The 22,772-nt window shown below is 58.5% G+C and carries 20 protein-coding genes; 14 read left to right on the forward strand and 6 right to left on the reverse strand.

What is annotated here, in order from left to right; translation table 11 throughout:
• Positions 1 to 2 precede the first annotated feature (2 nt).
• The 3 genes from scpB (at position 3) to pnp (ending at position 3,227) form a co-directional block, all read left to right on the forward strand.
• A complete protein-coding gene (gene scpB / locus VSS37_RS17960) occupies positions 3 to 554 on the forward strand; it encodes an SMC-Scp complex subunit ScpB (RefSeq protein WP_324697410.1) in 552 nt (183 codons plus the stop codon).
• 112 nt (positions 555 to 666) lie between these two features.
• Positions 667 to 936, forward strand: a complete 270-nt coding sequence (gene rpsO / locus VSS37_RS17965) for a 30S ribosomal protein S15 (protein WP_324697412.1) — start codon at positions 667 to 669, stop codon at positions 934 to 936.
• Between the two features lie 194 nt (positions 937 to 1,130).
• Positions 1,131 to 3,227 carry a polyribonucleotide nucleotidyltransferase gene (gene pnp, locus VSS37_RS17970; RefSeq protein WP_324697414.1) on the forward strand — a complete coding sequence of 699 codons (2,097 nt, stop codon included), beginning with the start codon at positions 1,131 to 1,133 and terminating at the stop codon, positions 3,225 to 3,227.
• 120 nt (positions 3,228 to 3,347) lie between these two features.
• Here pnp and VSS37_RS17975 read toward each other — a convergent pair whose 3' ends face one another.
• Together VSS37_RS17975 and VSS37_RS17980 are read right to left on the reverse strand one after the other, a co-directional pair.
• Entirely contained in the window at positions 3,348 to 6,779 is a 3,432-nt protein-coding gene (locus tag VSS37_RS17975) for a DEAD/DEAH box helicase (protein ID WP_324697415.1), read from the reverse strand.
• 129 nt (positions 6,780 to 6,908) lie between these two features.
• Positions 6,909 to 7,679, reverse strand: a complete 771-nt coding sequence (locus tag VSS37_RS17980) for a HesA/MoeB/ThiF family protein (protein ID WP_324697417.1) — start codon at positions 7,677 to 7,679, stop codon at positions 6,909 to 6,911.
• 171 nt (positions 7,680 to 7,850) lie between these two features.
• Here VSS37_RS17980 and VSS37_RS17985 point away from each other — a divergent pair, with 171 nt between their 5' ends.
• Positions 7,851 to 9,215: an SEL1-like repeat protein gene (locus VSS37_RS17985; RefSeq protein ID WP_324697419.1), complete on the forward strand. Its 1,365-nt coding sequence runs from the start codon at positions 7,851 to 7,853 to the stop codon at positions 9,213 to 9,215.
• A gap of 209 nt (positions 9,216 to 9,424) precedes the next feature.
• On the forward strand, positions 9,425 to 9,925 hold the full coding sequence (locus tag VSS37_RS17990; RefSeq protein ID WP_324697421.1) for an Rrf2 family transcriptional regulator: 501 nt from the start codon (positions 9,425 to 9,427) through the stop codon (positions 9,923 to 9,925).
• 92 nt (positions 9,926 to 10,017) lie between these two features.
• On the opposite strand, the gene VSS37_RS17995 is transcribed toward VSS37_RS17990, so the two are convergent.
• Positions 10,018 to 10,332, reverse strand: a complete 315-nt coding sequence (locus tag VSS37_RS17995) for a BolA family protein (RefSeq protein WP_324697423.1) — start codon at positions 10,330 to 10,332, stop codon at positions 10,018 to 10,020.
• Between the two features lie 105 nt (positions 10,333 to 10,437).
• On the opposite strand from VSS37_RS17995, the gene VSS37_RS18000 reads away from it, so the two are divergent.
• The 8 genes from VSS37_RS18000 (at position 10,438) to VSS37_RS18035 (ending at position 19,242) form a co-directional block, all read left to right on the forward strand.
• The gene (locus VSS37_RS18000; RefSeq protein ID WP_324697597.1) at positions 10,438 to 11,409 is read left to right on the forward strand and encodes an AAA family ATPase; all 972 of its coding nucleotides are present in this window, start codon (positions 10,438 to 10,440) and stop codon (positions 11,407 to 11,409) included.
• Positions 11,409 to 12,380, forward strand: coding sequence for a DUF58 domain-containing protein (locus VSS37_RS18005; RefSeq protein ID WP_324697425.1), 972 nt, complete (start codon positions 11,409 to 11,411; stop codon positions 12,378 to 12,380). Before VSS37_RS18000 ends, VSS37_RS18005 begins: the two co-directional genes overlap by 1 nt.
• Positions 12,377 to 12,853: a DUF4381 domain-containing protein gene (locus VSS37_RS18010; protein ID WP_324697427.1), complete on the forward strand. Its 477-nt coding sequence runs from the start codon at positions 12,377 to 12,379 to the stop codon at positions 12,851 to 12,853. Before VSS37_RS18005 ends, VSS37_RS18010 begins: the two co-directional genes overlap by 4 nt.
• Positions 12,846 to 13,832: a vWA domain-containing protein gene (locus VSS37_RS18015; RefSeq protein ID WP_324697429.1), complete on the forward strand. Its 987-nt coding sequence runs from the start codon at positions 12,846 to 12,848 to the stop codon at positions 13,830 to 13,832. The genes VSS37_RS18010 and VSS37_RS18015 overlap by 8 nt, the downstream gene beginning before the upstream one ends.
• A gap of 3 nt (positions 13,833 to 13,835) precedes the next feature.
• Positions 13,836 to 15,677 (forward strand): VWA domain-containing protein, encoded by a 1,842-nt coding sequence (locus VSS37_RS18020; protein ID WP_324697431.1) that lies wholly within the window; start codon positions 13,836 to 13,838, stop codon positions 15,675 to 15,677.
• The gene (locus tag VSS37_RS18025; RefSeq protein WP_324697432.1) at positions 15,671 to 17,383 is read left to right on the forward strand and encodes a BatD family protein; all 1,713 of its coding nucleotides are present in this window, start codon (positions 15,671 to 15,673) and stop codon (positions 17,381 to 17,383) included. Before VSS37_RS18020 ends, VSS37_RS18025 begins: the two co-directional genes overlap by 7 nt.
• Positions 17,384 to 18,295, forward strand: coding sequence for an AEC family transporter (locus tag VSS37_RS18030; RefSeq protein ID WP_324697434.1), 912 nt, complete (start codon positions 17,384 to 17,386; stop codon positions 18,293 to 18,295).
• Positions 18,296 to 18,369: 74 nt separating this feature from the next.
• Complete coding sequence (locus VSS37_RS18035; RefSeq protein WP_324697435.1) at positions 18,370 to 19,242, forward strand: XAC2610-related protein; 873 nt, start codon at positions 18,370 to 18,372, stop codon at positions 19,240 to 19,242.
• 3 nt (positions 19,243 to 19,245) lie between these two features.
• Here the strand turns inward: VSS37_RS18035 and VSS37_RS18040 are convergent, their stop codons facing one another.
• The gene (locus VSS37_RS18040) at positions 19,246 to 20,595 is read right to left on the reverse strand and encodes a TrpB-like pyridoxal phosphate-dependent enzyme (protein WP_324697436.1); all 1,350 of its coding nucleotides are present in this window, start codon (positions 20,593 to 20,595) and stop codon (positions 19,246 to 19,248) included.
• 63 nt (positions 20,596 to 20,658) lie between these two features.
• Between VSS37_RS18040 and VSS37_RS18045 the strand changes: the two genes are divergently transcribed.
• Positions 20,659 to 21,300 carry a flavin reductase family protein gene (locus VSS37_RS18045; RefSeq protein ID WP_324697437.1) on the forward strand — a complete coding sequence of 214 codons (642 nt, stop codon included), beginning with the start codon at positions 20,659 to 20,661 and terminating at the stop codon, positions 21,298 to 21,300.
• 5 nt (positions 21,301 to 21,305) lie between these two features.
• Here the strand turns inward: VSS37_RS18045 and VSS37_RS18050 are convergent, their stop codons facing one another.
• Both VSS37_RS18050 and VSS37_RS18055 read right to left on the reverse strand, forming a co-directional pair.
• Positions 21,306 to 22,055, reverse strand: coding sequence for a hypothetical protein (locus tag VSS37_RS18050; RefSeq protein WP_324697438.1), 750 nt, complete (start codon positions 22,053 to 22,055; stop codon positions 21,306 to 21,308).
• Between the two features lie 132 nt (positions 22,056 to 22,187).
• A complete protein-coding gene (locus VSS37_RS18055; protein ID WP_324697439.1) occupies positions 22,188 to 22,685 on the reverse strand; it encodes a cache domain-containing protein in 498 nt (165 codons plus the stop codon).
• Positions 22,686 to 22,772: the final 87 nt, after the last annotated feature.

Below are 22,772 nucleotides of genomic sequence, written 5' to 3' on the forward strand. Positions count from 1 at the left end.
CCATGGAATTGGCGACCATTCTGCAAGCGATTCTGCTGACCGCTGACAAACCTTTGTCGGTTGAACAGTTGGAAACTTATTTCCTGCCGGAAGAAAAGGTTGCCCGCATGGCCATCCGCGTGGCCTTGCAGGATTTGCAGGACGTTTGCGCAGGGCAGAGTTTTGAACTCAAGGAAACGGCCAGCGGCTTCCGCCTGCAAACCCGGGCGGAATTCCAGCCATGGGTGCAACGTCACCATGAAGAAAAGCCGCAAAAATATTCCCGCGCCTTCCTCGAAACGCTGGCGTTGATTGCCTGGCGGCAACCGATTACCCGGGCGGAAATCGAGGAAATCCGCGGCGTTGCGGTTAACGCCAACATTATCAAAACCCTGCTGGAGCGGGATTGGGTGCGTGTGATCGGCCACAAGGAACTGCCCGGCAGGCCGGAAATGCTCGGCACCACCCGCCATTTCCTGGATCACTTCAACCTCAGGTCACTGGATGACCTGCCGAGCCTGGCGGCGGTGAAGGCGCTGGATATGGACAAGCTGCAACTGGAATTGCTGGGTTAAGATGGCCATGAGTTAACATTCTGTTTGTATTGTGTTTGTATTGTGTTAAAGCTCATCAGGGGTGTATAATCGCCGCCTTTTTAGCAACCCTTGAAATCTGGAGCTTTGGCGAATGTCTCTGAGTGCAGAAGAAAAGGCGGGTGTTGTAGCGCAATACCGCCAATCAGATACAGATACCGGGTCCCCGGAAGTGCAGGTTGCGCTGCTGACAGCGCGAATCAAGCATCTGACGGACCATTTTGCAACCCACAAACATGACCACCATTCCCGTCGTGGCATGCTGGCCATGGTAAACCAGCGCCGCAAACTGCTGGATTACCTCAAGCGCAAGGATCTGGGCCGTTACCAAGCCCTGATCAGCAGCCTCGGCCTGCGTCGCTAACCCGATGCAAGCCAGACAAGACACCGCCTTTGTGCGGTGTTTTGTTATCCGCCTCTTTAACTCTTAATGATATAGCTGTCACGCAGGAAGGTTGTTGAAAAGGGTTTTGCCTTCGCCTGCCGCCGAAAGCCTTTCTCAACAGCCTGCCCGTGACATTCCCACCATGAATAATCCTTACAAGGACATTGAACGTAATGGCTAAAATTAGCAAAACTTTCCAATACGGCTCCAACACCGTCACACTTGAACACGGCGAAATCGCCAAGCAGGCGACCGCCGCCGTCATGGTCAATATGGATGACACCTGTGTGCTGGTGTCGGTCGTGGGGCAGCGCACTGTCGAAGTCGCCCGTGATTTCTTTCCGCTGACGGTTGATTATCAGGAAAAATTCTACGCCGCCGGACGCATTCCGGGCGGTTTCTTCAAGCGTGAAGCCCGCGCCACCGAAGAGGAAACCCTGATTGCGCGCCTGATCGACCGCCCGCTGCGCCCGCTGTTCCCGGATGGCTTCACCAACGAAGTGCAGATCATCGCCCTGGTGGTGTCCATGAACCCTGCTGTTCCGGCGGACATCCCGGCCATGATCGGCGCATCCGCTGCGCTGGCGCTGTCCGGCATGCCGTTCCAGGGGCCGATTGGCGCTGCGCGTGTCGGCTACCGTGAAGGCCAGTACCTGCTGAACCCTTCTGCGGAAGATCTGAAAACCTCCAGCCTTGACTTGGTGATCGCGGGCACGGAAAGCGCCGTGCTGATGGTTGAATCAGAAGCCCGTGAGCTGAGTGAAGAGGTGATGCTGGGCGCGGTCATGTTCGGCCACGAACAGATGCAAGTCGCCATCAAGGCGATCAATGAAATGGCAGCGGAAGCGGGGACTGTTGCATGGGATTGGCAAGCACCGACCCCCGACGCAGCCTTGCAGGCGGCGGTGGCGGGTGCCTGTGAGGGCGATCTGCGCGAAGCGTTCCAGATTACCGAAAAGCAGAAGCGTTACGCCCGCATCGATGAAATCCTCAATGCCGCGCTGGAAAAATTGGCGGCGAAGGATGGCGAGGAAGGCGGCTTCAACCCTGAGCAGATCAAGGGCGAGTTCAAGAACGTCGAAAAGAAAGTGGTGCGTGGCAATATCCTCGACGGCAAGCCACGTATTGACGGGCGCGACCTGCAAACCGTGCGCCCGATCAGCGTGCGTCTGGGCGTGCTGCCGCGCGCCCATGGCTCCGCCCTGTTTACCCGTGGTGAAACCCAGGCGCTGGTTGTCACCACGCTGGGCACCGAACGCGATGCGCAGATCATTGACGCCATCACCGGCGAATACAAAGACCCATTCCTGTTCAACTACAACTTCCCGCCTTATTCCGTTGGCGAAGTGGGCCGTTTTGGCGCACCCAAACGCCGTGAAATCGGCCATGGCCGTTTGGCCAAACGCGGCGTGAAATCCATGTTGCCCAACATCGATGATTTCCCGTATGTCATCCGTTGCGTGTCCGAAATCACCGAGTCCAACGGCTCCAGCTCCATGGCGAGCGTGTGCGGCAGTTCATTGGCGATGATGGACGCTGGCGTCCCGTTGAAAGCGCCGGTGGCTGGCATCGCCATGGGCCTGATCAAAGAGGAAGGGCGTTTTGCTGTCCTGAGCGACATTCTGGGTGATGAAGACCACCTCGGCGATATGGATTTCAAAGTGGCGGGTTCCGCCAATGGCGTCACTGCGCTGCAAATGGACATCAAGATCACCGGCATCACCAAGGAAATCATGCAGCAGGCGTTGGTCCAGGCGCAAGCTGGCCGTCTGTATATCCTCGGCGAAATGGCCAAGGGCATCGAAGCGCCACGCGATGAGATTTCCCAGTATGCGCCGCGTTACGTCACCATGAAGATCAACCCGGAAAAAATCCGCGAAGTCATCGGCAAGGGCGGCGAAACCATCCGTGGCATTACTGAGAAAACAGGGTGCAGCATCGACATCAATGACGAAGGTTTCATCAAGATCGCAGCGGTTGACGCGAAAGCGGCTTATGAAGCGCGCAGCATGATCGAAGCCATCACTGCCGAGGTGGAACTGAACAAGGTTTATACCGGCAAGGTTGCCCGTATTATGGATTTCGGCGCATTCGTCACTATCCTGCCGGGCAAGGATGGTCTGCTGCACATTTCCCAGATCAGCAACGAACGTGTTGAAAATGTCACCGATCACCTGAATGTGGGCGACACGGTGCGCGTCAAGGTTATCGAGATTGACCGTCAGGGCCGTCTGCGCCTGAGCGCGAAGGCGATCCAGGAAGGGGAATAATCGGGGCGGAGGTTTTACCTCCCCCAATCCCTATCCCTTTCACGCTGGCGCGACGCTTTGACAGGCGTCGCGCCAGCGCTTTATCCGGCAGACGCCGAACTTTTCCCCTTCAGTGCAACGTCACTGCTCCAAGGGTTTCAACAAATCCATCAGGTCGTTGGAACTGAAGCGCACGCCTTCCGCTGTTTCACTGTCCGAATACAGGCTATCCGCCAACGCCTGCTTTTTTTCCTGAAGCTTGAGAATCTTTTCTTCCACCGTGTCTTCGGTGATCAGTTTGTAGACGAAGACGGGTTTGTCCTGGCCGATACGGTGGGCGCGGTCGGTGGCCTGCTGCTCCACTGCCGGGTTCCACCACGGGTCGTAATGGATCACGGTGTCGGCCGCCGTCAGGTTCAGGCCGGTGCCGCCCGCTTTCAGGCTGATCAGGAATACCTGGGCGTCGCCTTCCTGAAAGGCGGCAATGGCTTCATCGCGGTTTTTGGTCTGGCCGGTCAGCTTGCTGTAGGTGATGGCGGATTTGTTCAGTTCCTCCTCAATCAGCGCCAGCATGGAGGTGAACTGCGAAAACAACAGCACTTTGCGGCCTTCTTCCAGCATTTCCGGCAGCATGGTCATCAGCAGCTCCAGTTTGGCTGACTGTTTGACTTTCTGCGCTTTTTCCAGCTTGACCAGACGCGGGTCGCAGCAGACTTGGCGCAGCTTGAGCAGGGCGTCGAGGATGGCGATCTGGCTGCGGGCGAAACCTTTACGGCTGATTTCTTCCTGCACTTTCTTGTCCATCGCTAGGCGCACGGTTTCGTACAGGTCGCGCTGTTTGCCTTCCAGCGTAGCGCTGCGGATGATTTCGCTCTTGGGCGGCAATTCATGGGCAACCAGCTCCTTGGTGCGGCGCAGCATGAATGGCTGCACGCGCTTGCGCAGTTGCCACTGGCGTTCGCCGTCGCCCTGTTTTTCGATCGGTGTGCGGAACAGGCGGGTGAATTTGTCGTGCTGCCCCAGGAAACCGGGCATCAGGAAGTGGAACATTGACCACAGTTCGCCCAAGTGGTTTTCCAGCGGCGTGCCGGTCAGGCACAAACGGTTGCGCGCCTTGAGGGTGTAAATGATCTGGGTGGTGCGGGCGGCGGCGTTCTTGATCGCCTGCGCCTCATCCAGAATCAGGTAGTGGAAGGTGTGGCACAAGTATTGCTCCTCGTCACGCACCATCAGCGGATACGTGGTGAGGATCAGGTCGTAGTCGCCGAAGCTGTCAAAATATTGGTGCCGCTCAACCCCATGGATAACCTGTACGCGCAGGTCGGGGGTGAAGCGCGCCGCTTCCCGCCGCCAGTTGCCCATCAGGCTGGTGGGGGCGATGACCAGGGCAGGTTCCTGCATCCGCCCGGATTGTTTTTCCAGCAACAAGTGGGCGAGGGTTTGCAGGGTTTTGCCCAGCCCCATGTCATCGGCCAGGATGCCGTTGAACTGGTATTCGCGCAGGAATTGCAGCCAGTTCAGCCCTTCGTGTTGGTAGGGGCGCAGCTCGGCGTTCAGGCCCTGCGGCAGCGTCACCACCTGGATACCGTTGAAATCATGCAGTTTCTGGGTAAGGGCGAGCAATTCTTCCGCGCCTTTCCACTTCATGCCGGGGGCATTGAGCAGTTCGGCGAGTGCCGCGCCCTGATATTTGCTCAATTCCAGGTTACCGTCAGCATTCAGTGGCTGCTGGTCATACAGCTCCACCAAGGTGTCGAGGATGCCGCTAAGGCGCGTTGATTCCAGTTTGGCCCAACGGTTGCCGGACAGGGGCACGAACATGAAAGGCTGGCGTTGCAGCAGTTCCCGCAGCGCTTGCGGGCTTTCCATTTGTTGGAGCATGTCCACCAGGATCGGCAACAGGTTGATGCGCTGGCCTTCGATCTCGAAACCAAGGCTGATTTCAAACCAGTCGCTGCCGCTTTCGCTTTCCTCCCAGACAGCGTCGAGGTCGCCCACCACGTCAAATTGCAGGTCGAAATTGTCATCCAGGGTGACATTCCAACCCTCTTGCCGCAGCGCCTGGACGCCGTGGTCGAGAAAGTCATGCCAGCACAACGCCGTCAGGCTGGGGGTGTCGGGATGCATTAACAGCTCCAGCCGGTTGAGATTGGCGAAACGGTTGGCGGCAGGTTCAAAACCGTAGTCGGACAACAGGTCGAGCGCCTGTTGTTCAGCGGCGGTATCGCGGTGGATGCGGTAGCGCGTGCCCTGGTTTTTTCGCAGCGAGACGGATTTGTTCGGCTCGGGTTGCAGCAGATGCCCGCCGTAATTGAAGCGCAGGCTGGCGACCGGGGGGGTATGGTTGGTTTCCGGCAAGCTGGCGCTGCGCAGGTACAGGTCGGGGACCAGTTCTGCGTGCAGGTCTTCGGTCTGTTGCAGGATGTTCGGGGCGGGCGGTGGAATGTCCGCATCCGGCAAGACTTCCAACAGGCGTTCGCTGACAGACTCCGCCTGTTCGGCGGGGATCGGCGGCGCGCCCAGGAATTTTTCCACCTGTGCAGGCGTGAGGTCAGGGTGTTCCAGCAAACCGCAGGCGAGATTGAGGTTGTCGATGTACCAAAGTTTGCCATTCAGCCAGAAATGCTTGTCAACCGGGGTGTCCGGCTCCAGGGCAACTGTGTATTCGCCTTTTTCATTCTGCCGCCATTGGAACTGGAAACTGATCGGTTTGCCGGGGTGTAAGGGGTCGTTGTCTCGTCGCCAGGTTTCGATGCTGGCCCAGAAAGCGCGCCCGGTTTGCAGGACGGCACGCAAAGCCTGTTCACCTGCGCCGCCAGTCAGGGTTCCCTTGTTCCAATGGTGCAGGAAGCGCATGCCGGGCAGGGCCAACAACTGGGCAATCATCAGATCCTGCGGTTCGTAGTAGTAGTTGCGGGTACGGTAGGGCGTCAGCAGGGTTTCCAGTTGCACTTGTGCAGGTTTGCCGTAACCGCCTTTTTTCAACACCGTCGCCCGGTAGAGGCTCAGGGTCGGCAGTTCAGGATGGTGTGGGTCAGAACTCAGGAAGTAGAGCAGATGGGAATGCGCTTCTTCCATCCCCTCCGGCTCGGCAAATGGGGATTGCGGCTTTTCAGCCACGCCCAATGATTGCAGCCATAATTCAACGGGCGAGCGGGCGACCGCTTTGGCGGTGGCGGTCGGCATGGTGGCGGCCAGAAACGCGGGCACGGTTTTGCGTTGCGGCTCCCGCGCCTTTTGTTTGCGCGCATGTTCAAGGTATTCAAACAGGGCGGCGACTGCGTGTTTGCAGGCCATGGTGACAGAACAGGTGCATACGCCAGTGATCCAGTGGGGAGACCGCTCATTGTAGTTGACAATGGTTGCATAAGGGTTCTGGCTGCCACCCTGTACCTTGGCGCTGATCGAAACATTGCCGTTACTGCTTTTTTCAGCCCTGAAACTGTCGACTTTTCCGGCTTCAAAATACTCAATGCCATACTGGATGGTGGCGGTATCGAAGACATTGAACAGGACATTCTGAGGGAGGTTATTATCAGCAAGCAGGTCGATGTATTTTGTTTTAAGGTGCATTTCGTTCGGTTGTTTACCAGACTGGATTTTATTCGGGGAACATTTTGCAACGATAAGGCGGGTTTGTCACGGCAAGATATGGCCGTCAAATTGGGGCCTGACCCTTTGGGTGGAAATTAGGGTGGTTAGTTAGGCTGGGGCGTTTGCCATAGGGGTGCTGGCACCACGGCAGACGGGGCATGCTTGGTCTGGCTGTAATTGCATTTCCCGCCAACGCATGGTTTTGGCATCCAGCAGCAACAGCCGCCCACTTAGGGTGGGGAGGTCCAGCAGTGCTTTGAGGGCTTCAGCCGCCTGGATGCTGCCGATAATGCCCGCCACTGGTGCCAGGACGCCGGTGGTGCTGCAAGTGTCTTCTGTTTCGCCTTCCTCATCGTACAGGCAGCGGTAACAGGCGGTTTCCGGCTGGCGGAAATCGAACGTGGTGGCTTGCCCCTCCATGCGGATGACTGCCCCGGAAACCAATGGTTTGCCAAGGTTTTTACAGACACGGTTCAGTGTGAAGCGGGTTGGGAAATTATCGCTGCAATCAACGATGACATCGTGCGAAGAGGCAACCGCAAGCAGTTGGTCATACGATAATTGTTCATTGATGGTGTGGACTTGCACCGCCGGGTTCAGGCTTCTTGCTGCCTGCGCCGCCGATGCTGTTTTGAGTTGGCCAATGTTGGCGGTGCTGTGGATGATCTGGCGTTGCAGGTTGGTCAAATCCACCGTATCGAAGTCAACCAGGGTCAAATGGCCAACGCCCGCCGCCGCCAAGTAGAACGTTACCGGCGCCCCCAGGCCGCCTACGCCGATAACCAGTGCTTTGGACGCCAGCAAGCGTTCCTGACCGGCAATGTCAATCTCGGGCAATAAAATCTGGCGGCTGTAACGGAGCAGGAGTTCATCATTCATGCGCCTAGTCTAGGCGAGTTTGGTCGGCTTCGGAAATTTTTTGCAATTCATCGGAAAAGCCCCAATTGTTCATCCCTGGTTAGGCCGTTTGTGCGTATAACCTGCCTCAATAATTGCTGATAACCATTGAAAAACTACAGTCATAGAGTTTTATCGTAGAGCGGGGCCGCCATGACAAAAACAACAGTAAAGCGTTGGATTTTTTCGCTATTCCCTTCCCCAACATTGTTGTTGGGTGTCGCTTGTTCCCTGTTGTCCACGCACACAGTGGCCGCCAGTAACGACATTGCCCAAGCAATACCTGTCAGTATGAATGAAGCGCCACCGCCTTGGTCTGGGCCTGGTGCGGGCGCGGCGGTGCCAACAGGGCTGCCGCCAATTGCAAGTGTGGCTGCTCCGGCTTCCGGAGGTGTGGAAAACTGGTACCGCAACCGCCGCCGTTCGATGGAAAAGCCAACCGATGAACTGGGTAGCTTGCAAGCCGCCGCCCAGGCAGGAGACGCCAACGCCCAATACCGGCTGGCGATGCTGTTGCGCAGTAGCGATAATCCTCAGGCCAATATCGCACAGTCCATCAAGTGGCAGCAAAGCGCCGCTGAGGCTGGCAATGCTGAAGCGCAATATGGGTTGGGACTGTTATACGCCAATGGCCAGTATGTTGCTTCCGACAGCAACAAGGCGCGTGAATGGTTCCAAAAAGCTGCTGATCAGGGCTATGTGGCGGCGCGTTTGGCCATGTTGTCGCTGAATAATGGCGCGCCAGCTTTGGCGGTCGCAACTTCCGGACGCTTGCGTAATGCCGCAGCAGAGGAGCAACTGGCGAGTGCTCCAGCGCCTACGCCTGTGCTACCAGCGCCGCCGGAAAGCGCCCCCGTGCCTATGCCTATGCCACCAGCGCCGCCAGAGAATGTTCCCCCACCTGCAAGAAGCCCAGATACGGAACAGCTCGCCGCATTACAGTTGGAAGCAGAACCGGAGCCTGCCACGCCAGCCGGACTCCCGAGCCTAACGCCGAAATTTGCGCCAACTGTTGATCCGGCCAGCCGTCCGGAACCCGTGGCGATGACTGCTTCCCTGCAAACGCCAAATAATGCCGGGGCTTCCAGCAATATGGACATGACCGGCATTGAACCCGCCGTGTTGCGCCAGTCGGCGGAGGCTGGTGACAAACAGGCGCAACTGATGCTGGGGACGATGTACGAAGACGGCGTCAACGGCCTGCCATCCGACTTGCGCGAGGCGGCTTACTGGTATGAACAGGCGGCCCGGCAGGATTATCCGAAAGCCCAGTACAACCTAGGCCTGCTGTATGAAGATGGCCGTGGCGTGACGCAAAATTTCAAGCAAGCTGCTTATTGGTATGACAAGGCGGCCAAGGCTGGTTTCAGTGAGGCACAAAATAACCTTGGGGTATTGTTTGTGCTAGGGAACGGGGTGAAAAAAGACCCCAAGCGCGCTGCCAAGCTGTTCACAGACTCAGCCAGCCAAGGCAACGCGGATGCGCAACGTAATCTGGATATGCTGCGCAACAACTGATTTCCGCTGTTTCTGCACGATTGATACTGCGTTGATGTGCATAAAGTCGCCGATATTGCGGCTTTGTGGCAATGGCTTCCTGACGATCCCTTGTTTTTTATTGTTCGATTTTTTCGAGTTTTTAATCTAAAAAATTCGACTTTTTCTTATCATTGTGGCGTCGTATAGTGATTGTCAATGATTCATGAGATGAATTTCAGGAGACAGACATGAAACTATCCACACAAGGCCAACATGCCATCATGGGGATGCTGGCGTTGGCTGTCCACGAAGATGAAGGTGCCGTGCGCCTGGGCGATCTGGCTGAAAAGCAGGGGATTTCACTGTCCTATCTGGAGCAGGTTTTCGCTAGGCTGCGTAATGAAGGGCTGGTGGAGGGCATTCGCGGGCCGGGCGGTGGTTACCGTTTGAGCCGCCATGCTGACGCAATCACGCTGGCGGATATTGTGCTGGCGGTGGAAGATGAACCGGCGATTGAGCAGCGCCGCCAACCTGCCGACACACCGGAGCAGGATTTGGTGCAAGCGATGTGGTCTGACCTCAGCAAGCAGTTTTACCGCTTCATGGAGGACATTACCCTGGAAAGCCTGCTGGAAGGGCATGAGCTGCCGCGCAAGACCTTCAAAATGGGGGAAACCGCCAGCATGATCGCCAGAATGTTCCCCGCACGGGAACCAAAACCTGCGTTTGCTGTTCAAATGGCGATGTAGGCTAAACACTTGAAGTTGCTCTCAATGCCGCCCACGACTCCTCCGGGCGGCATCCCTCGGCGGGATTGCCTTGAGCCAGCAATCCCGCTTTTTTATCCTTTTCCGCCACCCATGCATAAGGGCGAATCCGCTACCTTGCCTGCCTTCTGGAAATATTCTTCCGGCGTCAACGTGTGCAGCGCCAGGGCATGAATCCTGTTGCTGAGTTCTTCCGCCAGAATGCCATTGATCTGCCGGTGGCGCGCAATCAGCATCTTTCCATTGAACTGCTCACTGACAATGGTCACCTTGAAATGCGATTCGGAGCCGGGCGGCACATTGTGCATGTGGCTTTCGTTGACGACTTCGAGGAAATCCGGTTGCATGGCTTGCTGAATTTTCTGTTCAATCTGCGTTTGCATATTCATTGGGTACGGCTCTGGACGGGCTGGTGATTAACGATGATTAACTTGAAACGACCGGAACAGGACGCGTATATTTCGCCCTACATCCACGTAAAACTACCCGAGAACATGAACCAAAAACAAAACTTTGACAAGTTGTCCCAATATTTGCAGAGCAAAATTATCGGGCAGAAATCGCTGGTTAACCGTTTGATGATTGCTTTGCTGGCGGATGGGCATTTGCTGGTGGAGGGTGCGCCAGGCTTGGCCAAAACCCGCGCCATCCAGGTGTTGGGGCAGGGCATTGAGGGGGATTTTCATCGGGTGCAGTTCACCCCGGATCTATTGCCAGCGGATATTACCGGCACGGAAGTCTTCCACCCCAACGACGGCGCTTTTCATTTCCAGCAGGGGCCGCTGTTCCACAACCTGATTCTGGCGGATGAAATCAACCGTGCGCCTGCCAAGGTGCAGTCCGCCTTGTTGGAGGCGATGGCCGAACGCCAGATCACGGTGGCGGGCAGGACTTGGCGTCTGCCAGAGCCATTCTTGGTCATGGCGACCCAGAACCCGATTGAGCAGGAAGGCACCTACCATTTGCCGGAAGCCCAGCTTGACCGTTTCCTCATGCATGTGGTGGTCGATTACCCGACTCCAGCGGAAGAAAAGGTCATCCTGCACTTGGGGCGCAAGGAAGCCATGCAGCAGGTGCGGCGCGAGCAGGAAACCGTGGCGCCGCTGGTCAGCCGTGAAGATGTCCGTTTGGCGCGCCAGGATGTGCTCAACGTCTACATGACGGAGAAAGTGGAGACCTATCTGCTGCAACTGGTGTTGGCAACCCGCAATCCGGAGCGCTATGGCCGGTCACTGACTGGCAGCATTGCTTACGGCGGCAGTCCGCGCGCCACACTGGCGCTTGACCGCTGTTCCCGCGCCTACGCTTGGCTGGCCGGACGGGATTTCGTCAGCCCCGAAGATGTGCAGGCTGTCGCCCACGATGTCTTGCGCCATCGCCTATTGTTGACCTTTGAGGCGGAAGCTGATGGCATGACTGCCAACCATATCATTGATGAATTGTTGGCGTTAGTGGCGGTTCCCTGATGGGCGGGCCGTTTTCCGGACGCCAAATCCAGGACAAGCATGACCGGGGCAGGGAAGGGGAAGGCATTGTCTTCAGTTCCCTGCAATCCCTGCTGCGTTTGCAAGGACAGGTCAGCACCCTGTATTTGGCGAAGAAACATATCCGCGCCCGTCATATCGGCGCGCACCGCTCGGTCTACAAGGGGCGGGGGATGGATTTCGCCGAATCACGCATATACCAGCCCGGCGACGACATCCGCACCATCGACTGGCGGGTGACGGCGCGCAGCGGGCGCGTCCACACCAAGGTGTTTGAGGAGGAGCGCGAAAAGCCGGTGCTGCTGTGGCTGGATTTACGCCCGTCAATGTTCTTCGCCACCCGTGGCCGCTTCAAATCGGTGGTGGCGGCAGAAATCGCCGCTTTGCTGCTGTGGAAAACCCTCAAGGACGGCGACCGGATCGGCGGTATCCTGCAAAATGGCGAGCATGTGGAGCTGAAACCTTCCCGCAGCCGTTCCGCCGCCTTGCATTTCCTGCGCCAGTTGAGCGATATGACCCGCGCCCAGCCACTGGGCAAAAACGGCGTGGCCCGTAAAAATGAGGATTTGCAGGCCAGTTGGACCCGCTTGCGCCGGGTCGCCCAACCGGGTAGCCAAGTGTTCGTGGTGAGCGATTTCCGTCAGGTCACGCCCGCCGCCCTGCGCCAGTTGGCGATGATTGCGCGTCACTCCCAACTGGCGTTGTTCTCCATCCATGACCCGTTTGAGGAAAAACTGCCACAGCAGGGCAATCTGCGCCTGACGGACGGCAAACGCAACCTGTTGCTCAATCTGGGGCAAAAACTCTGGCGGGACCGCTATACGCAACGGGTGACGCAGGCGGCCAAAGCCTTGCAGGACTTCACCCGCAGCCACCGTATCCCACTGGTGCAGATTTCCACCGCCGACAATGACAACGAGCGCTTGCTGAAACTGTCGCGGGGGTTGCGATGAACCCGGAAGACTTGCCGCTGCGCGACATCCATTTGCCCATGCCGGTCGATTGGTGGCCGCCTGCGCCGGGTTGGTGGCTGCTGGCTGTGCTGATGCTGGCTGTGGTCGGTTTTCTGGTTTGGCGCTGGCGGCGGCAACAGCATGCTGAACTGGCGTTGGATCTGGCCTTGCATGAACTGGAGCGTTTGCAGGGTCAGTATGGCGCGAACAGCAAGGATTTGTTGCGGGAGTTGTCCGTGCTGTTGCGCCGCGCCGCCATCAGCCAATACGGGCGGGAACAGGTTTCCGGCCTCACCGGCGCAGCCTGGGTGCGTTTTCTGGATGAAAAGGCAGGCCGGACGCTGTTTGGCGACAAGCTTGCGCACTTGCTGACGGAGTTGCCGTATCGCCCGGAGACCCAGGCGGAAACCGCCGCGTTGCTACAGGCGGTGCGTCTGTGGCTCAAATTGCAGCGGGGAACCAGCCATGTATGAGTTCCTTTGGTGGTGGGCGTTCCTGTTGCTGCCAGCGCCGCTGCTGGCACGTTGGTGGTTGCGTCCGGCTGGGCAGATGGCTTCAGGCGTCGCGTTGAAAGTGCCGTTTCTGGAGGATTTCCAGCAAGGCGGCAAGCTGTTGGGGCGCTCCTGGCAAGGTTTGTTGGCGTTGCTGCTGGGTATCGTGGCGTGGATGCTGTTGGTGGCGGCGGCGGCGCGTCCGGTCTGGATCGGCGATACCGTGGCGGTGCCGGTTTCCGGGCGTGACCTGATGTTGGCGGTTGACTTGTCCGGCAGTATGCAGGAGCAGGATTTCATCCTTAACGGCCAAGTGGTTGACCGGCTGGTGGCAGTCAAGGCGGTGGCGGGGGATTTCATCCGCAAACGTTCCGGCGACCGCATCGGGCTGGTGCTGTTTGGCGATCAGGCGTACTTGCAGGCTCCGTTGACCTTTGACCGCCAGACCGTGCTGCAATTGCTGAATGAATCGGCAATCGGGCTGGCAGGGGAGCGCACCGCCATTGGTGATGCCATTGGCCTTGCCCTCAAGCGTTTGCAGGGCAGCCCGGAAAAGAACCGGGTGTTGATTTTGATGACGGACGGGGCCAACACCGCTGGCAGTGTCAGCCCGCTGGAAGCTGCGGATATGGCGGCGGCGGCTGGCCTGAAAATCTATACTGTGGGTATTGGTTCGGAAAGCGACCAGATGCGCAGCATGTTTGGTTTTCAATTGATGAACCCGAGCGCCGATCTGGATGAACGCACCCTCAAGTCCATTGCGGACAAAACGAAAGGCGAATATTTCCGCGCCCGTGACACCGAGGAGTTCCAGAAGATTTACGCCGAGCTTGACCGGCTGGAACCTGTCGAAAAAGAGGCGGAACATTGGCGTCCGCAACAGGAGCTGTTCCGCTGGCCATTGCTGGCGGCTTTTGTGTTGACCTTGCTGACCGCTGTAGTGCGGCTTGAACAGGAGTAAGAAGTGGGCGACCTGCATTTCCTGCATCCTGGATGGTTATGGCTGCTGCTGGCGATCCCGGCGGTGTGGGGCATGCGTTGGCTAAGTTCCCGGCGGCGGGGGGATTGGGAGCGCATTGTCGACAAGCACCTGATGCCGTTCGTGCTCAGTGGCAAGGCGGACAAACTGGGGTGGCTGCCGCTGGCGGTGCTGTCCCTGGCTTTGCTGGCGGCGGTGCTGGCGATGGCGGGGCCTGCTTGGGAAAAGCGTGAAGTGCCGGTGTTCCGCAGCCAGCAGGCGCTGGTGGCGGCGATGGATCTTTCCGCCTCCATGTACGCCGAAGATGAAAAACCAAACCGCCTGACCCTGGCGCGTTTCAAGCTGCTGGATATCCTCAACGCCCGTCAGGATGCGCAAAACGCCCTGGTGGTGTTTGCTGGCGATGCTTTCGGCGTGACGCCGCTGACCGATGACGCCGACACCATTGCGGAACAGGTGAAAAACCTGACACCTGAAATCATGCCAGCCCCTGGCAGCCTGCTGGCTCCGGCGATCCAGCGGTCGGAGGAGCTGTTGCAGCAGGCAGGCGTGAAAAAAGGCGACATTTTGTTGATCACTGATGGCGCTTCCGACCCGGATGCGGCGGTGTCAGCGGCGGATGAGGCACGGGGAAGCGGTTACAGCGTGTCAGTGTTGGCGGTCGGCACGGCGGATGGTGCGCCAATTCCCCGCCCCAATGGCGGCTTTTTGCTCGACAGTTTTGGCAAAACGGTGACCGCCAAGGTCAATCTGGATGACCTGCAAAAAATCGCCAACGCGGGTGGTGGGGTGTTTGCGCACGCCGCACTGGGGGATGCCGACCTTGCCGCCCTGAATGCGCATTGGCAGGCTGCGGCGACGGGCAAGTTGAGCGACGCCCAAGGGCGGCAAACGGATGCCTGGGTCAATGAAGGCTACTGGTTGGTGTTGTTGCTGTTGCCGCTGGCGGCGCTGGCTTTCCGGCGGGGATGGCTGGGGATAGCGCTGGCGTGCGTGCTGCTGCCGCAACCCGACACCTCGTATGCGTTCGGCTGGGATGACCTGTGGCTGACGCCTGACCAGCAGGCACAACAGGCGCTGGATAACGGCCAGCCTGCCCGTGCGGCGCAACTGTTCCAGGAACCAGCCTGGAAAGGTGCCGCCGCCTACAAAAGCGGGGACTATGCGGCGGCGGCAAAGGAATACGCCAGCCAGCAAAGCCTCAACGGCCAGTACAATTACGGCAATGCGCAGGCCAGACAGGGCAAACTGGAGGAGGCCGTCGCCGCTTACAAGCGTGTGCTGGAAGCCGACCCGAATAATGAAGATGCCCGCCACAACCTGGAAGTGGTTGAAAACGCATTGAAGAAGCAACAACAAGGCCAGCAAAACCAGTCGTCCAAGCAGCAGCAGGACAACCAGCAGAACCAGTCCGGCCAACAGCAGCAGCCCCAGTCAGGCGACAACCAACAGCAGCAGCAAGGCCAGCAGGGAAAAGATCCGCAGCAGCAGGGCAACCCGCAAGGGCAACAGCAAAAAAACCAACAAACAGGCCAGGAGCAACAGCAGGACAGTCCACAATCCGGCCAGCAGCAGGACAAGGACAAGCAGGAACAACAGGCGCAACAGCAAGCGGAGCAACAAAAGCAGCAAGGCCAGCAAAACGCTCAGGACAAACAGTCCCGGAACCAGCAGGAAGACGGCGAAGATCCGCAACAGCGCGAACAGCAGCAGGCGACCGAGCAATGGTTGCGGCGCATCCCGGATGACCCGTCCGGTTTGTGGCGGCGCAAATTCCAGTACCAGTATCAGCAGCGGGGCGGACAGGCAAGAGGTGACGAATGGTAAGGTTGCTCTTGATTGCAATGTTGTGGTTGACGCCACTGTGGGCGCAGGCCGCCACGGTTGTTGCGCAGCTTGACCGCAACCCGGTGGCGCTGGGCGACCCGGTGGTGCTGACGTTTACGGCGGACGGCATTGTCTCGGGAGAACCTGATTTCACCCCCCTGCACCAGGATTTTGAGCTGAAAGGCCAATCGCAAAGCAACAGTTTCAATATGGTCAACGGCGTCAGCCGTGTCCGTACCGAGTGGGAACTGCATTTGTATCCGCTCAAGACCGGCACGGTGCATATTCCCCCCATCCAGTTTGGCGGCGACAAGAGCCAGGCGCTGGATTTGCAGGTGCTGGACCAGCCTACGCCAGCCGCTGGCAATGCGCCCGACATTTTCATTGAGCTGGCGGCGGAGCCGAAACAGCCTTACGTGCAGCAGGAAACCATCATTACCCAACGGATGTACCATATTGTCCAGTTGCAGCCGCAAGCCAGCCTGACGCACCCGTCAGTCGAGAGTGGTAAGGGCGACATCCAGCAAATTGGCAACACCGTCAACACCACGGCGATGCGCAATGGCCGCAACTATCAAGTGATTGAGCGCCGTTACGCCCTGATTCCACAGCAAAGCGGCCCGTTGACATTGGGGCGCACGGCGTTTGAAGGCATTCTGGCGGAGCCAGGGCCTGGCAGGTTTGACCCGTTCGGCCTTAGTGGCAAACCTATCCGCCGGTTTTCCCAGCCATTGGCCTTGCAGGTGCGGGAACAGCCCGCCAGTTACACCGGCAAGCAATGGCTGCCAGCCCGTAGTGTCACCCTGAACGCCCACTGGCAGACGCCGCCCGACAAACTCAAGGCTGGGGAGCCGGTCACCCTGACGTTGGCGATTGTGGCGGATGGGTTGGCGGCGGAGCAATTGCCGAAACTGGAAGTGCAAGTCCCTGCTGGCATCAAGGCGTATACCGACCAACCGGAATTGCGCAATGAAGGCGGAAGCTCCGGCGTCGTCGGCGTGCGGCAGGAAAAATGGGTGGTGGTCGCCCCTTACAATGGGACGTATGCATTGCCCGGCTTGGCGGTGACATGGTGGAACACCGCTACCAGCAAGCAGGAAACCGCCAAGGTTGACGCGGTGAAGATGGTGGTGACCGGCGGGCAAGCAGCACCAGTTGGCACGGCCACGCCACCGCCAGTAGCCCAACCGCAGGTGCCTGCCCAAACCAATCCGCAGGCCGCCGCTGCATCTGCTTCAGTTTCCGGCGGTTTTTCCTGGGCATGGTACGCTGCCGCCTTGTTGTTGGCTTGGGTGCTGTTGTCCATCGCTTGGTTGGTGTGGCGCTGGTGGCGCAAGTCCGGCGGTGACCTGAAGAAAAAGGCACAGGCGGCGGCGCTGGTTTCCAGCACCCGCAAACCGGATGCGAAAGCTGTCTGGCGCAACCTGGAGCAAGCTTGCCACCAAAACCAGCCACAGGCCGCGCAGGATGCGTTGGTGCAATGGATTGGCGTGGGTCTGAATATCCAGCCCGCATTGATTGCTTCCCTGCGGGCGCGGGCGGAGCCAGCCTTGCAGACGGAAATCGACGCCCTGAACTCAGCCCTATATGGGCGCGGTGGCGCAGGCTGGAAAGGCACCGGGCTGTGGGCGGCCATCCAACATTTCAAACCTGCTGGCCAGCCTCTGCGGAAGGGTTCCGGTCTGGCTGATTTGTATCCTGATTGAATGGGCGTTGTCCTTAGCGCCATCTTGCCGGTTTTTGCTTTGTTGTTGCTGGGCAATGTGGCGCGGCGCACTGGCTTTTTGCAGGAAGATTTCTGGCGGGAAGTGGAAAAGGGCACTTACTACATCCTGTTTCCCGCCTTGCTGGTCGAACAGTTGGCGACGGCGAAAATGGATTTCAGCACGGCGGGCGGGCTGCTGGCGCTGGCGGTGTTGATGCCGTTGCTGGCTTCGGTGCTGACCTTTCTGTTTGCGCCGCTGCTGCGCCTCAATGCGGCCGATTTCACCTCCTTTTACCAGGGCGGCGTCCGTTTCAACACATACATCGGGCTGGCGCTGGTGGCGGCGACCCTGCCTGCTTCCGCCCTGACGCTGGCGGCGTTGGTGGTGGGGGTGATGATCCCGCTGGTCAACGTATTGTGCATTGGCGTATTTGCCTACTTTACCCATGGGCGGATGCGTTTGTCGCCGTTGCTGCTTTCCATCCTGAAAAATCCGCTGATCATGGCTTGTTTGCTGGGGATGGCGCTGAACCTGCTACCGTTCGCCGTGCCGGATGTGGCGCTGAAAGTGCTGGAAAAGCTGGGGCAGATGGCCTTGCCTCTGGGCTTGCTGGCGGTGGGGGCCGGTTTGCGCCTGCAAGCGTTGAAGGCTTCCGGCGCGCCGCTGTTCTGGGCGTCCGGCGTCAAGTTGCTGCTGTTGCCTGCGCTCATGTATGGGCTGTGCGTCTGGATGCAGGTTGGGGAACTGGAACGGTCGGTGCTGGTGACATTTGCGGCGCTGCCAACCGCGTCTTCGGCCTATATCCTTGCCCGCCAGTTGGGGGGCAATGCCGCCATGATGGCGGTGCTGATCACCGGCGAAACCTTGTTCGGCATGTTGACACTGCCGTTGGTGCTGCTCGCCGTCATCTGAGCGCTGTTGAACGATCCGGAATTCCGGGGTCTAACCCAGTGCAAGTCTGCATCATTCAACGAGGTGAAAATAACATGCGCAGCATATCCTGGGGTGGCGTTATCCTGGCGGGTTTGAGCCTGTGGGCGCTGGAGGCGGCGGCGTTCACCACGCCGAAGGGTTACGCCAAACTGCCGTTTTCCTATTCGCCTGTTCCCGGCGTCAAAGTCCGTATTGAGCAACAGCACAATGACATCCTCGCCAAACTGCCGGGCGGCAAAGTGCAGGCATTGGGGGAAATGCCGGATGTGCCGGAAGGCAGCCAGGAAATTGATGGCCTGTTGTTGCAGGATGATTTCAATTTCGATGGGCAGGGCGATGTCGCCGTGCTGGATGGGGTGGGCTATGGCGGGGTGAACCTGTTCTACCGGCTCTACCAATGGGATAAGGCCGCCAAGCGTTTTCGGGCGTTCCAGGAAACCATCAGCAACCCCACCCTGACCCGTGAAACCAAAACCCTGAGCACTGGCCAGCGTTCCGGCCCGCGCTGGTACACGACGGATTACCGCTTCCGCAAAAACAAGCCCTATGTATGCCTGGACACGGCGATGGTCGGCTCGGAAGGCGACCTGTATTTCGCCCGGCTCTACAACCCGGAAGGGAAATTGCTGAAGAAGCTGGTGGCGAAAACCCAAGACCCTTCCAGCATTGATGAGAAAACCGCCCCGGCGCGGCGGAAGGTTGCGGTGGGCAAAGCGCCGCTGTATGACAAGCCGGACAGTGGTGCCAAAACCGGCATGTACTTGGTCAAGGGGGATCAGCCGACGCTGCTGGATTACAAGGAAAACGAGGACGGTTCGGAATGGTTCCTGATCCGTTTCAAAGGGAAAAAGCTGGTGGAAAAATGGCTGGAGGGAAGCGCCTTTGAAGCGGACGATGCGCCCGCCCCAAAGGCTCCCAGCGAATAAGGGTCAGCCAATTTTCGGCAGGTGCGCCAGCGATTCCCGGATCGCTTCTTCCGGATAGTCGAAATCCGTCAGCTCGCCTTTCAGGTAGCGGTCATAGGCGCTCATGTCGAAATGGCCGTGGCCGGAAAGGTTGAACAGCAAGGTCTTGCTTTCACCGCTTTGGGCGCATTCCTTGGCGGCGCGGATGACGGCGGCGATGGCATGGCAGGATTCCGGCGCGGGGATGATGCCCTCGCTCTTGGAGAACGCTATGCCTGCGGCAAAGGTTTCCAGTTGTGGCACAGCCAGCGCGTCAACCAAGCCATCCTTGTACAACTGGCTGACCAGGGTGGAGTCGCCGTGGTAACGCAAACCGCCTGCATGGATGCCCGGCGGCATGAAGTCGTGGCCGAGGGTGAACATTTTCATCAAGGGGGTATAGCCTGCTACGTCGCCATAGTCATAGGCGAACACGCCTTTGGTCAGGGTAGGGCAGGAAGTTGGCTCGACGGCGACCAGTTGCACGTCCTTGCCAGCGGCCTTGTCGGCGAAGAATGGGAAGGCGATGCCGCCGAAATTGGAGCCGCCGCCACACGGGGCGAAAATCATGTCGGGGTAGTCACCAACCATTTCCAGTTGCTTGCGTGCTTCCTGGCCGATGATGGTCTGGTGCAGCAGCACATGGTTGAGGACGGAACCCAGCGCGTAATTGGTGTCGGCGCGGCTGGCGGCTTCTTCCACCGCTTCGGAAATGGCGATGCCAAGCGAGCCTTCGGAATCGGGGTGCTCCGCGAGGATTCTGCGCCCGGATTCGGTCATGTCCGTCGGGCTGGCGAAGACTTCAGCGCCCCAGGCTTGCATCATGGAACGGCGGTAGGGTTTCTGCTGATAACTGACTTTCACCATGTAGACGCGCACATCCAGGCCGAACATTTGCCCCGCCAGCGCCAGTGAGCTGCCCCACTGGCCCGCGCCGGTTTCGGTGGCAAGGCGCTTGATGCCCGCTTGCTTGTTGTAATAGGCCTGCGCCACGGCGGTGTTGGGTTTGTGGGAGCCTGCCGGGCTGACGGCTTCATTCTTGTAATAAATTTTGGCCGGGGTGTTGAGCAGCTTTTCCAGCCGGTGGGCGCGGTAGAGCGGGGAAGGCCGCCACATGGTCAGGGCTTCACGCACCGGTTCAGGGATGGGGATCCAACGCTCGCTGCTGACTTCCTGCATGACCAGGGTTTCGGGGAAAATGGCGAGCATGGCTTCCGGCGGCACCGGCTTGCCGTCCGGCCCGAGGTACGGGGCTGGCTTGTTGGGCATGTCGGCGACGATGTTGTACCAGTGGGTAGGCATTTCCGCTTCAGGCAGGTATATTTTTGTGCTCATGAACTCCCTCCATTGCTATGTGAACCGAGCGCTTTATGTTCCCACTTGCCTAAAGTGGGCGCAATGCGCAAAACAACCGGATTGACCGCCATGTACCTTGATTTTACCCAGATGCTTCCCGCCGAAATTTATTTCGCCATGACCCAGACGCTAGTGCCGCGCCCGATTGCCTGGGTGCTGTCGGAAAATGCGGATGGTGGCCTGAACTTGGCACCGTTTTCCTATTTCAGCGCAGTCAACAGCGACCCGCCGTTGTTGAGCGTGTCAGTGGGCAGCAAACCGGATGGCTCCCTGAAAGATACCCGCGCCAATATTTTGCAGCGCCAGCATTTTGTCGTGCATATCGCCCATACCGACATGCTGGAAGCCTTGAATGCGAGCGCGCAGCCCTTGCCCGCCGGGGAATCCGAAGTCGAGATGCTGGGGCTGGAAACTGTGCCGTTCGAAGGTTTCAGCCTGCCGCGCCTGAAGGCTTGCCGGGTGGCCTTCGCCTGTGAATTGCATGCTGAAGTGCCGCTGGGCAATGCGGCCTATTCCCTGCTGCTGGGCAGGATCACGGCGTTGTATGCCGATGACAATATCGCCAGCCGCAATGCAAAAGGCAGGTTCCGGGTCGATGCGGCGGCGCTCCAGCCGTTGGGGCGGCTGGGGGCGGATGAATACGTGCGTTTTGGGGAAACGCTGACGCTGAAAAGGCCGGACTGAGCGCGTTACGCCCAGCGGTACCAGGTTTCGATGCCAAGGTTTCCGCCCCAGGCATCAATCAGCTCACGGTCTTTCGTCCCGTCGAAAACCTGGTGCAGGCAAGGTTCCAGCAGGATGGCCGCCGCCGCTTCCATGCCGACCGTGCGGTAAGGGTCAAAAATGCCCGGCATTTCAAACAGTGTGGCAGTCATCAGCGCTTGCGCCGCATTCATGACTTGGTTGGCGCGCACCAGCGTGCGGGGAAACATCTCCGGTGTCAGTTGCAGGCAGGCAACATGCTCCACCACCTGTTGGACTAAGGATTCCTGCTGCAAGGCGTGCAGTTCGGGGTAACTGCGGTGCAAGTGGATGTCGATCAGCATGCCGACCGGCGTTGAACGTAATTGCGTCAGGACGCCGCCGATCACATGGTCAGTGAAGTGTTCTCGTTGCGCGGCTGGGATGCCGGGATGCATCGCCAGCAGTTCACTTTTGACGCTGGCGAGGTAGGCCGCATTGGGTTGCAGGTTGGCGCGCTCGGTTTCCGGCGTCTTGTACTGGTGCAGGACGAAAGCCGCCTGCCAGGCGATCAGGTAGTTGTTTTCAATACCCGGCAGGCGCAGCACGATTTCATGGCGGTCACGGCCTTCCCTGCCCGCTATCCGCACACTGGAGGCCACCGGCAGGCTGGCATCGAAAACAATGTCAAAACCGTGGCCGCTGACCAGGGCGGCTTCATCAATCAGGCTTTGGGTGCTAGCGGGATATTGGGACATGGGGCGATCCTTACGGGTGGCGAAAGCGGGCATTATACGTGAAGGGATGGGGTGGCACAGGCTTACGGCACCCATAATGCGAAAGGCTGCATTAGCAGCCTTTCATTAGGTCAAGCAGTAGGGGCAGGATACTTATTTTTTATCCGCCGGTTTTTCGTCTGCTGGCGCGTCAGCCACATAGGCACCAACGCCGCAGAAGAAACCTTTGTCATTCTTGATGATGTAGCTTTTTTTCGCTTTCAGGTCTTCCGTGCCAGGGTAGGGCCATTTGTATTCAACCCAACCTTTGCCGTCGGTTTCAGCGAGCTTGATCATGTTGTCAAACAATTTGTCGCCGTATTTGTTGAAGTCGCGCAGGTTCTGGCCAACCAGTTCCGGTTTCTTGGGGTGGGACAGCATTTTGCCTTCCATATCCATACAGAACACGTACAGATCCTTTTTCTGGAAGTCACCTTTTGCGTCAGCGAAAGTTTCAAAGGCAGCTTCGCCTTTTTCATTGACCAGGGTGGCGGCGGATTCGCTCATGGTCTGCGCTTCCGCTTCGGTGCCCATTTCAGGGGCGTCTGCGGCGAACACATTCAGGCTAAACGCGATCAGGGCTACGCCCAGAACAGATGTCAGTTTTTTCATTGGAAATTTTCCTCCTAGGGTTTGGGGGTTCGTCTCCCTTCGCTCTCCTTCACGCTTGGGGCGTCGAACTTTTGTGCACCTCCTCAA

This window comes from Candidatus Thiothrix phosphatis, assembly GCF_035668035.1.
In the GTDB taxonomy this organism is placed as follows: domain Bacteria; phylum Pseudomonadota; class Gammaproteobacteria; order Thiotrichales; family Thiotrichaceae; genus Thiothrix; species Thiothrix phosphatis.

Bases quoted from the DNA above. Each gene is read 5' to 3' on its own strand.
- scpB (WP_324697410.1), top strand. From the start codon at position 3: ATGGAATTGGCGACCATTCTGCAAGCGATTCTGCTGACCGCTGACAAA.
- rpsO (WP_324697412.1), top strand. From the start codon at position 667: ATGTCTCTGAGTGCAGAAGAAAAGGCGGGTGTTGTAGCGCAATACCGC.
- pnp (WP_324697414.1), top strand. From the start codon at position 1,131: ATGGCTAAAATTAGCAAAACTTTCCAATACGGCTCCAACACCGTCACA.
- VSS37_RS17975 (WP_324697415.1), bottom strand. From the start codon at position 6,779: ATGCACCTTAAAACAAAATACATCGACCTGCTTGCTGATAATAACCTC.
- VSS37_RS17980 (WP_324697417.1), bottom strand. From the start codon at position 7,679: ATGAATGATGAACTCCTGCTCCGTTACAGCCGCCAGATTTTATTGCCC.
- VSS37_RS17985 (WP_324697419.1), top strand. From the start codon at position 7,851: ATGACAAAAACAACAGTAAAGCGTTGGATTTTTTCGCTATTCCCTTCC.
- VSS37_RS17990 (WP_324697421.1), top strand. From the start codon at position 9,425: ATGAAACTATCCACACAAGGCCAACATGCCATCATGGGGATGCTGGCG.
- VSS37_RS17995 (WP_324697423.1), bottom strand. From the start codon at position 10,332: ATGAATATGCAAACGCAGATTGAACAGAAAATTCAGCAAGCCATGCAA.
- VSS37_RS18000 (WP_324697597.1), top strand. From the start codon at position 10,438: ATGAACCAAAAACAAAACTTTGACAAGTTGTCCCAATATTTGCAGAGC.
- VSS37_RS18005 (WP_324697425.1), top strand. From the start codon at position 11,409: ATGGGCGGGCCGTTTTCCGGACGCCAAATCCAGGACAAGCATGACCGG.
- VSS37_RS18010 (WP_324697427.1), top strand. From the start codon at position 12,377: ATGAACCCGGAAGACTTGCCGCTGCGCGACATCCATTTGCCCATGCCG.
- VSS37_RS18015 (WP_324697429.1), top strand. From the start codon at position 12,846: ATGTATGAGTTCCTTTGGTGGTGGGCGTTCCTGTTGCTGCCAGCGCCG.
- VSS37_RS18025 (WP_324697432.1), top strand. From the start codon at position 15,671: ATGGTAAGGTTGCTCTTGATTGCAATGTTGTGGTTGACGCCACTGTGG.
- VSS37_RS18030 (WP_324697434.1), top strand. From the start codon at position 17,384: ATGGGCGTTGTCCTTAGCGCCATCTTGCCGGTTTTTGCTTTGTTGTTG.
- VSS37_RS18035 (WP_324697435.1), top strand. From the start codon at position 18,370: ATGCGCAGCATATCCTGGGGTGGCGTTATCCTGGCGGGTTTGAGCCTG.
- VSS37_RS18040 (WP_324697436.1), bottom strand. From the start codon at position 20,595: ATGAGCACAAAAATATACCTGCCTGAAGCGGAAATGCCTACCCACTGG.
- VSS37_RS18045 (WP_324697437.1), top strand. From the start codon at position 20,659: ATGCGCAAAACAACCGGATTGACCGCCATGTACCTTGATTTTACCCAG.
- VSS37_RS18050 (WP_324697438.1), bottom strand. From the start codon at position 22,055: ATGTCCCAATATCCCGCTAGCACCCAAAGCCTGATTGATGAAGCCGCC.
- VSS37_RS18055 (WP_324697439.1), bottom strand. From the start codon at position 22,685: ATGAAAAAACTGACATCTGTTCTGGGCGTAGCCCTGATCGCGTTTAGC.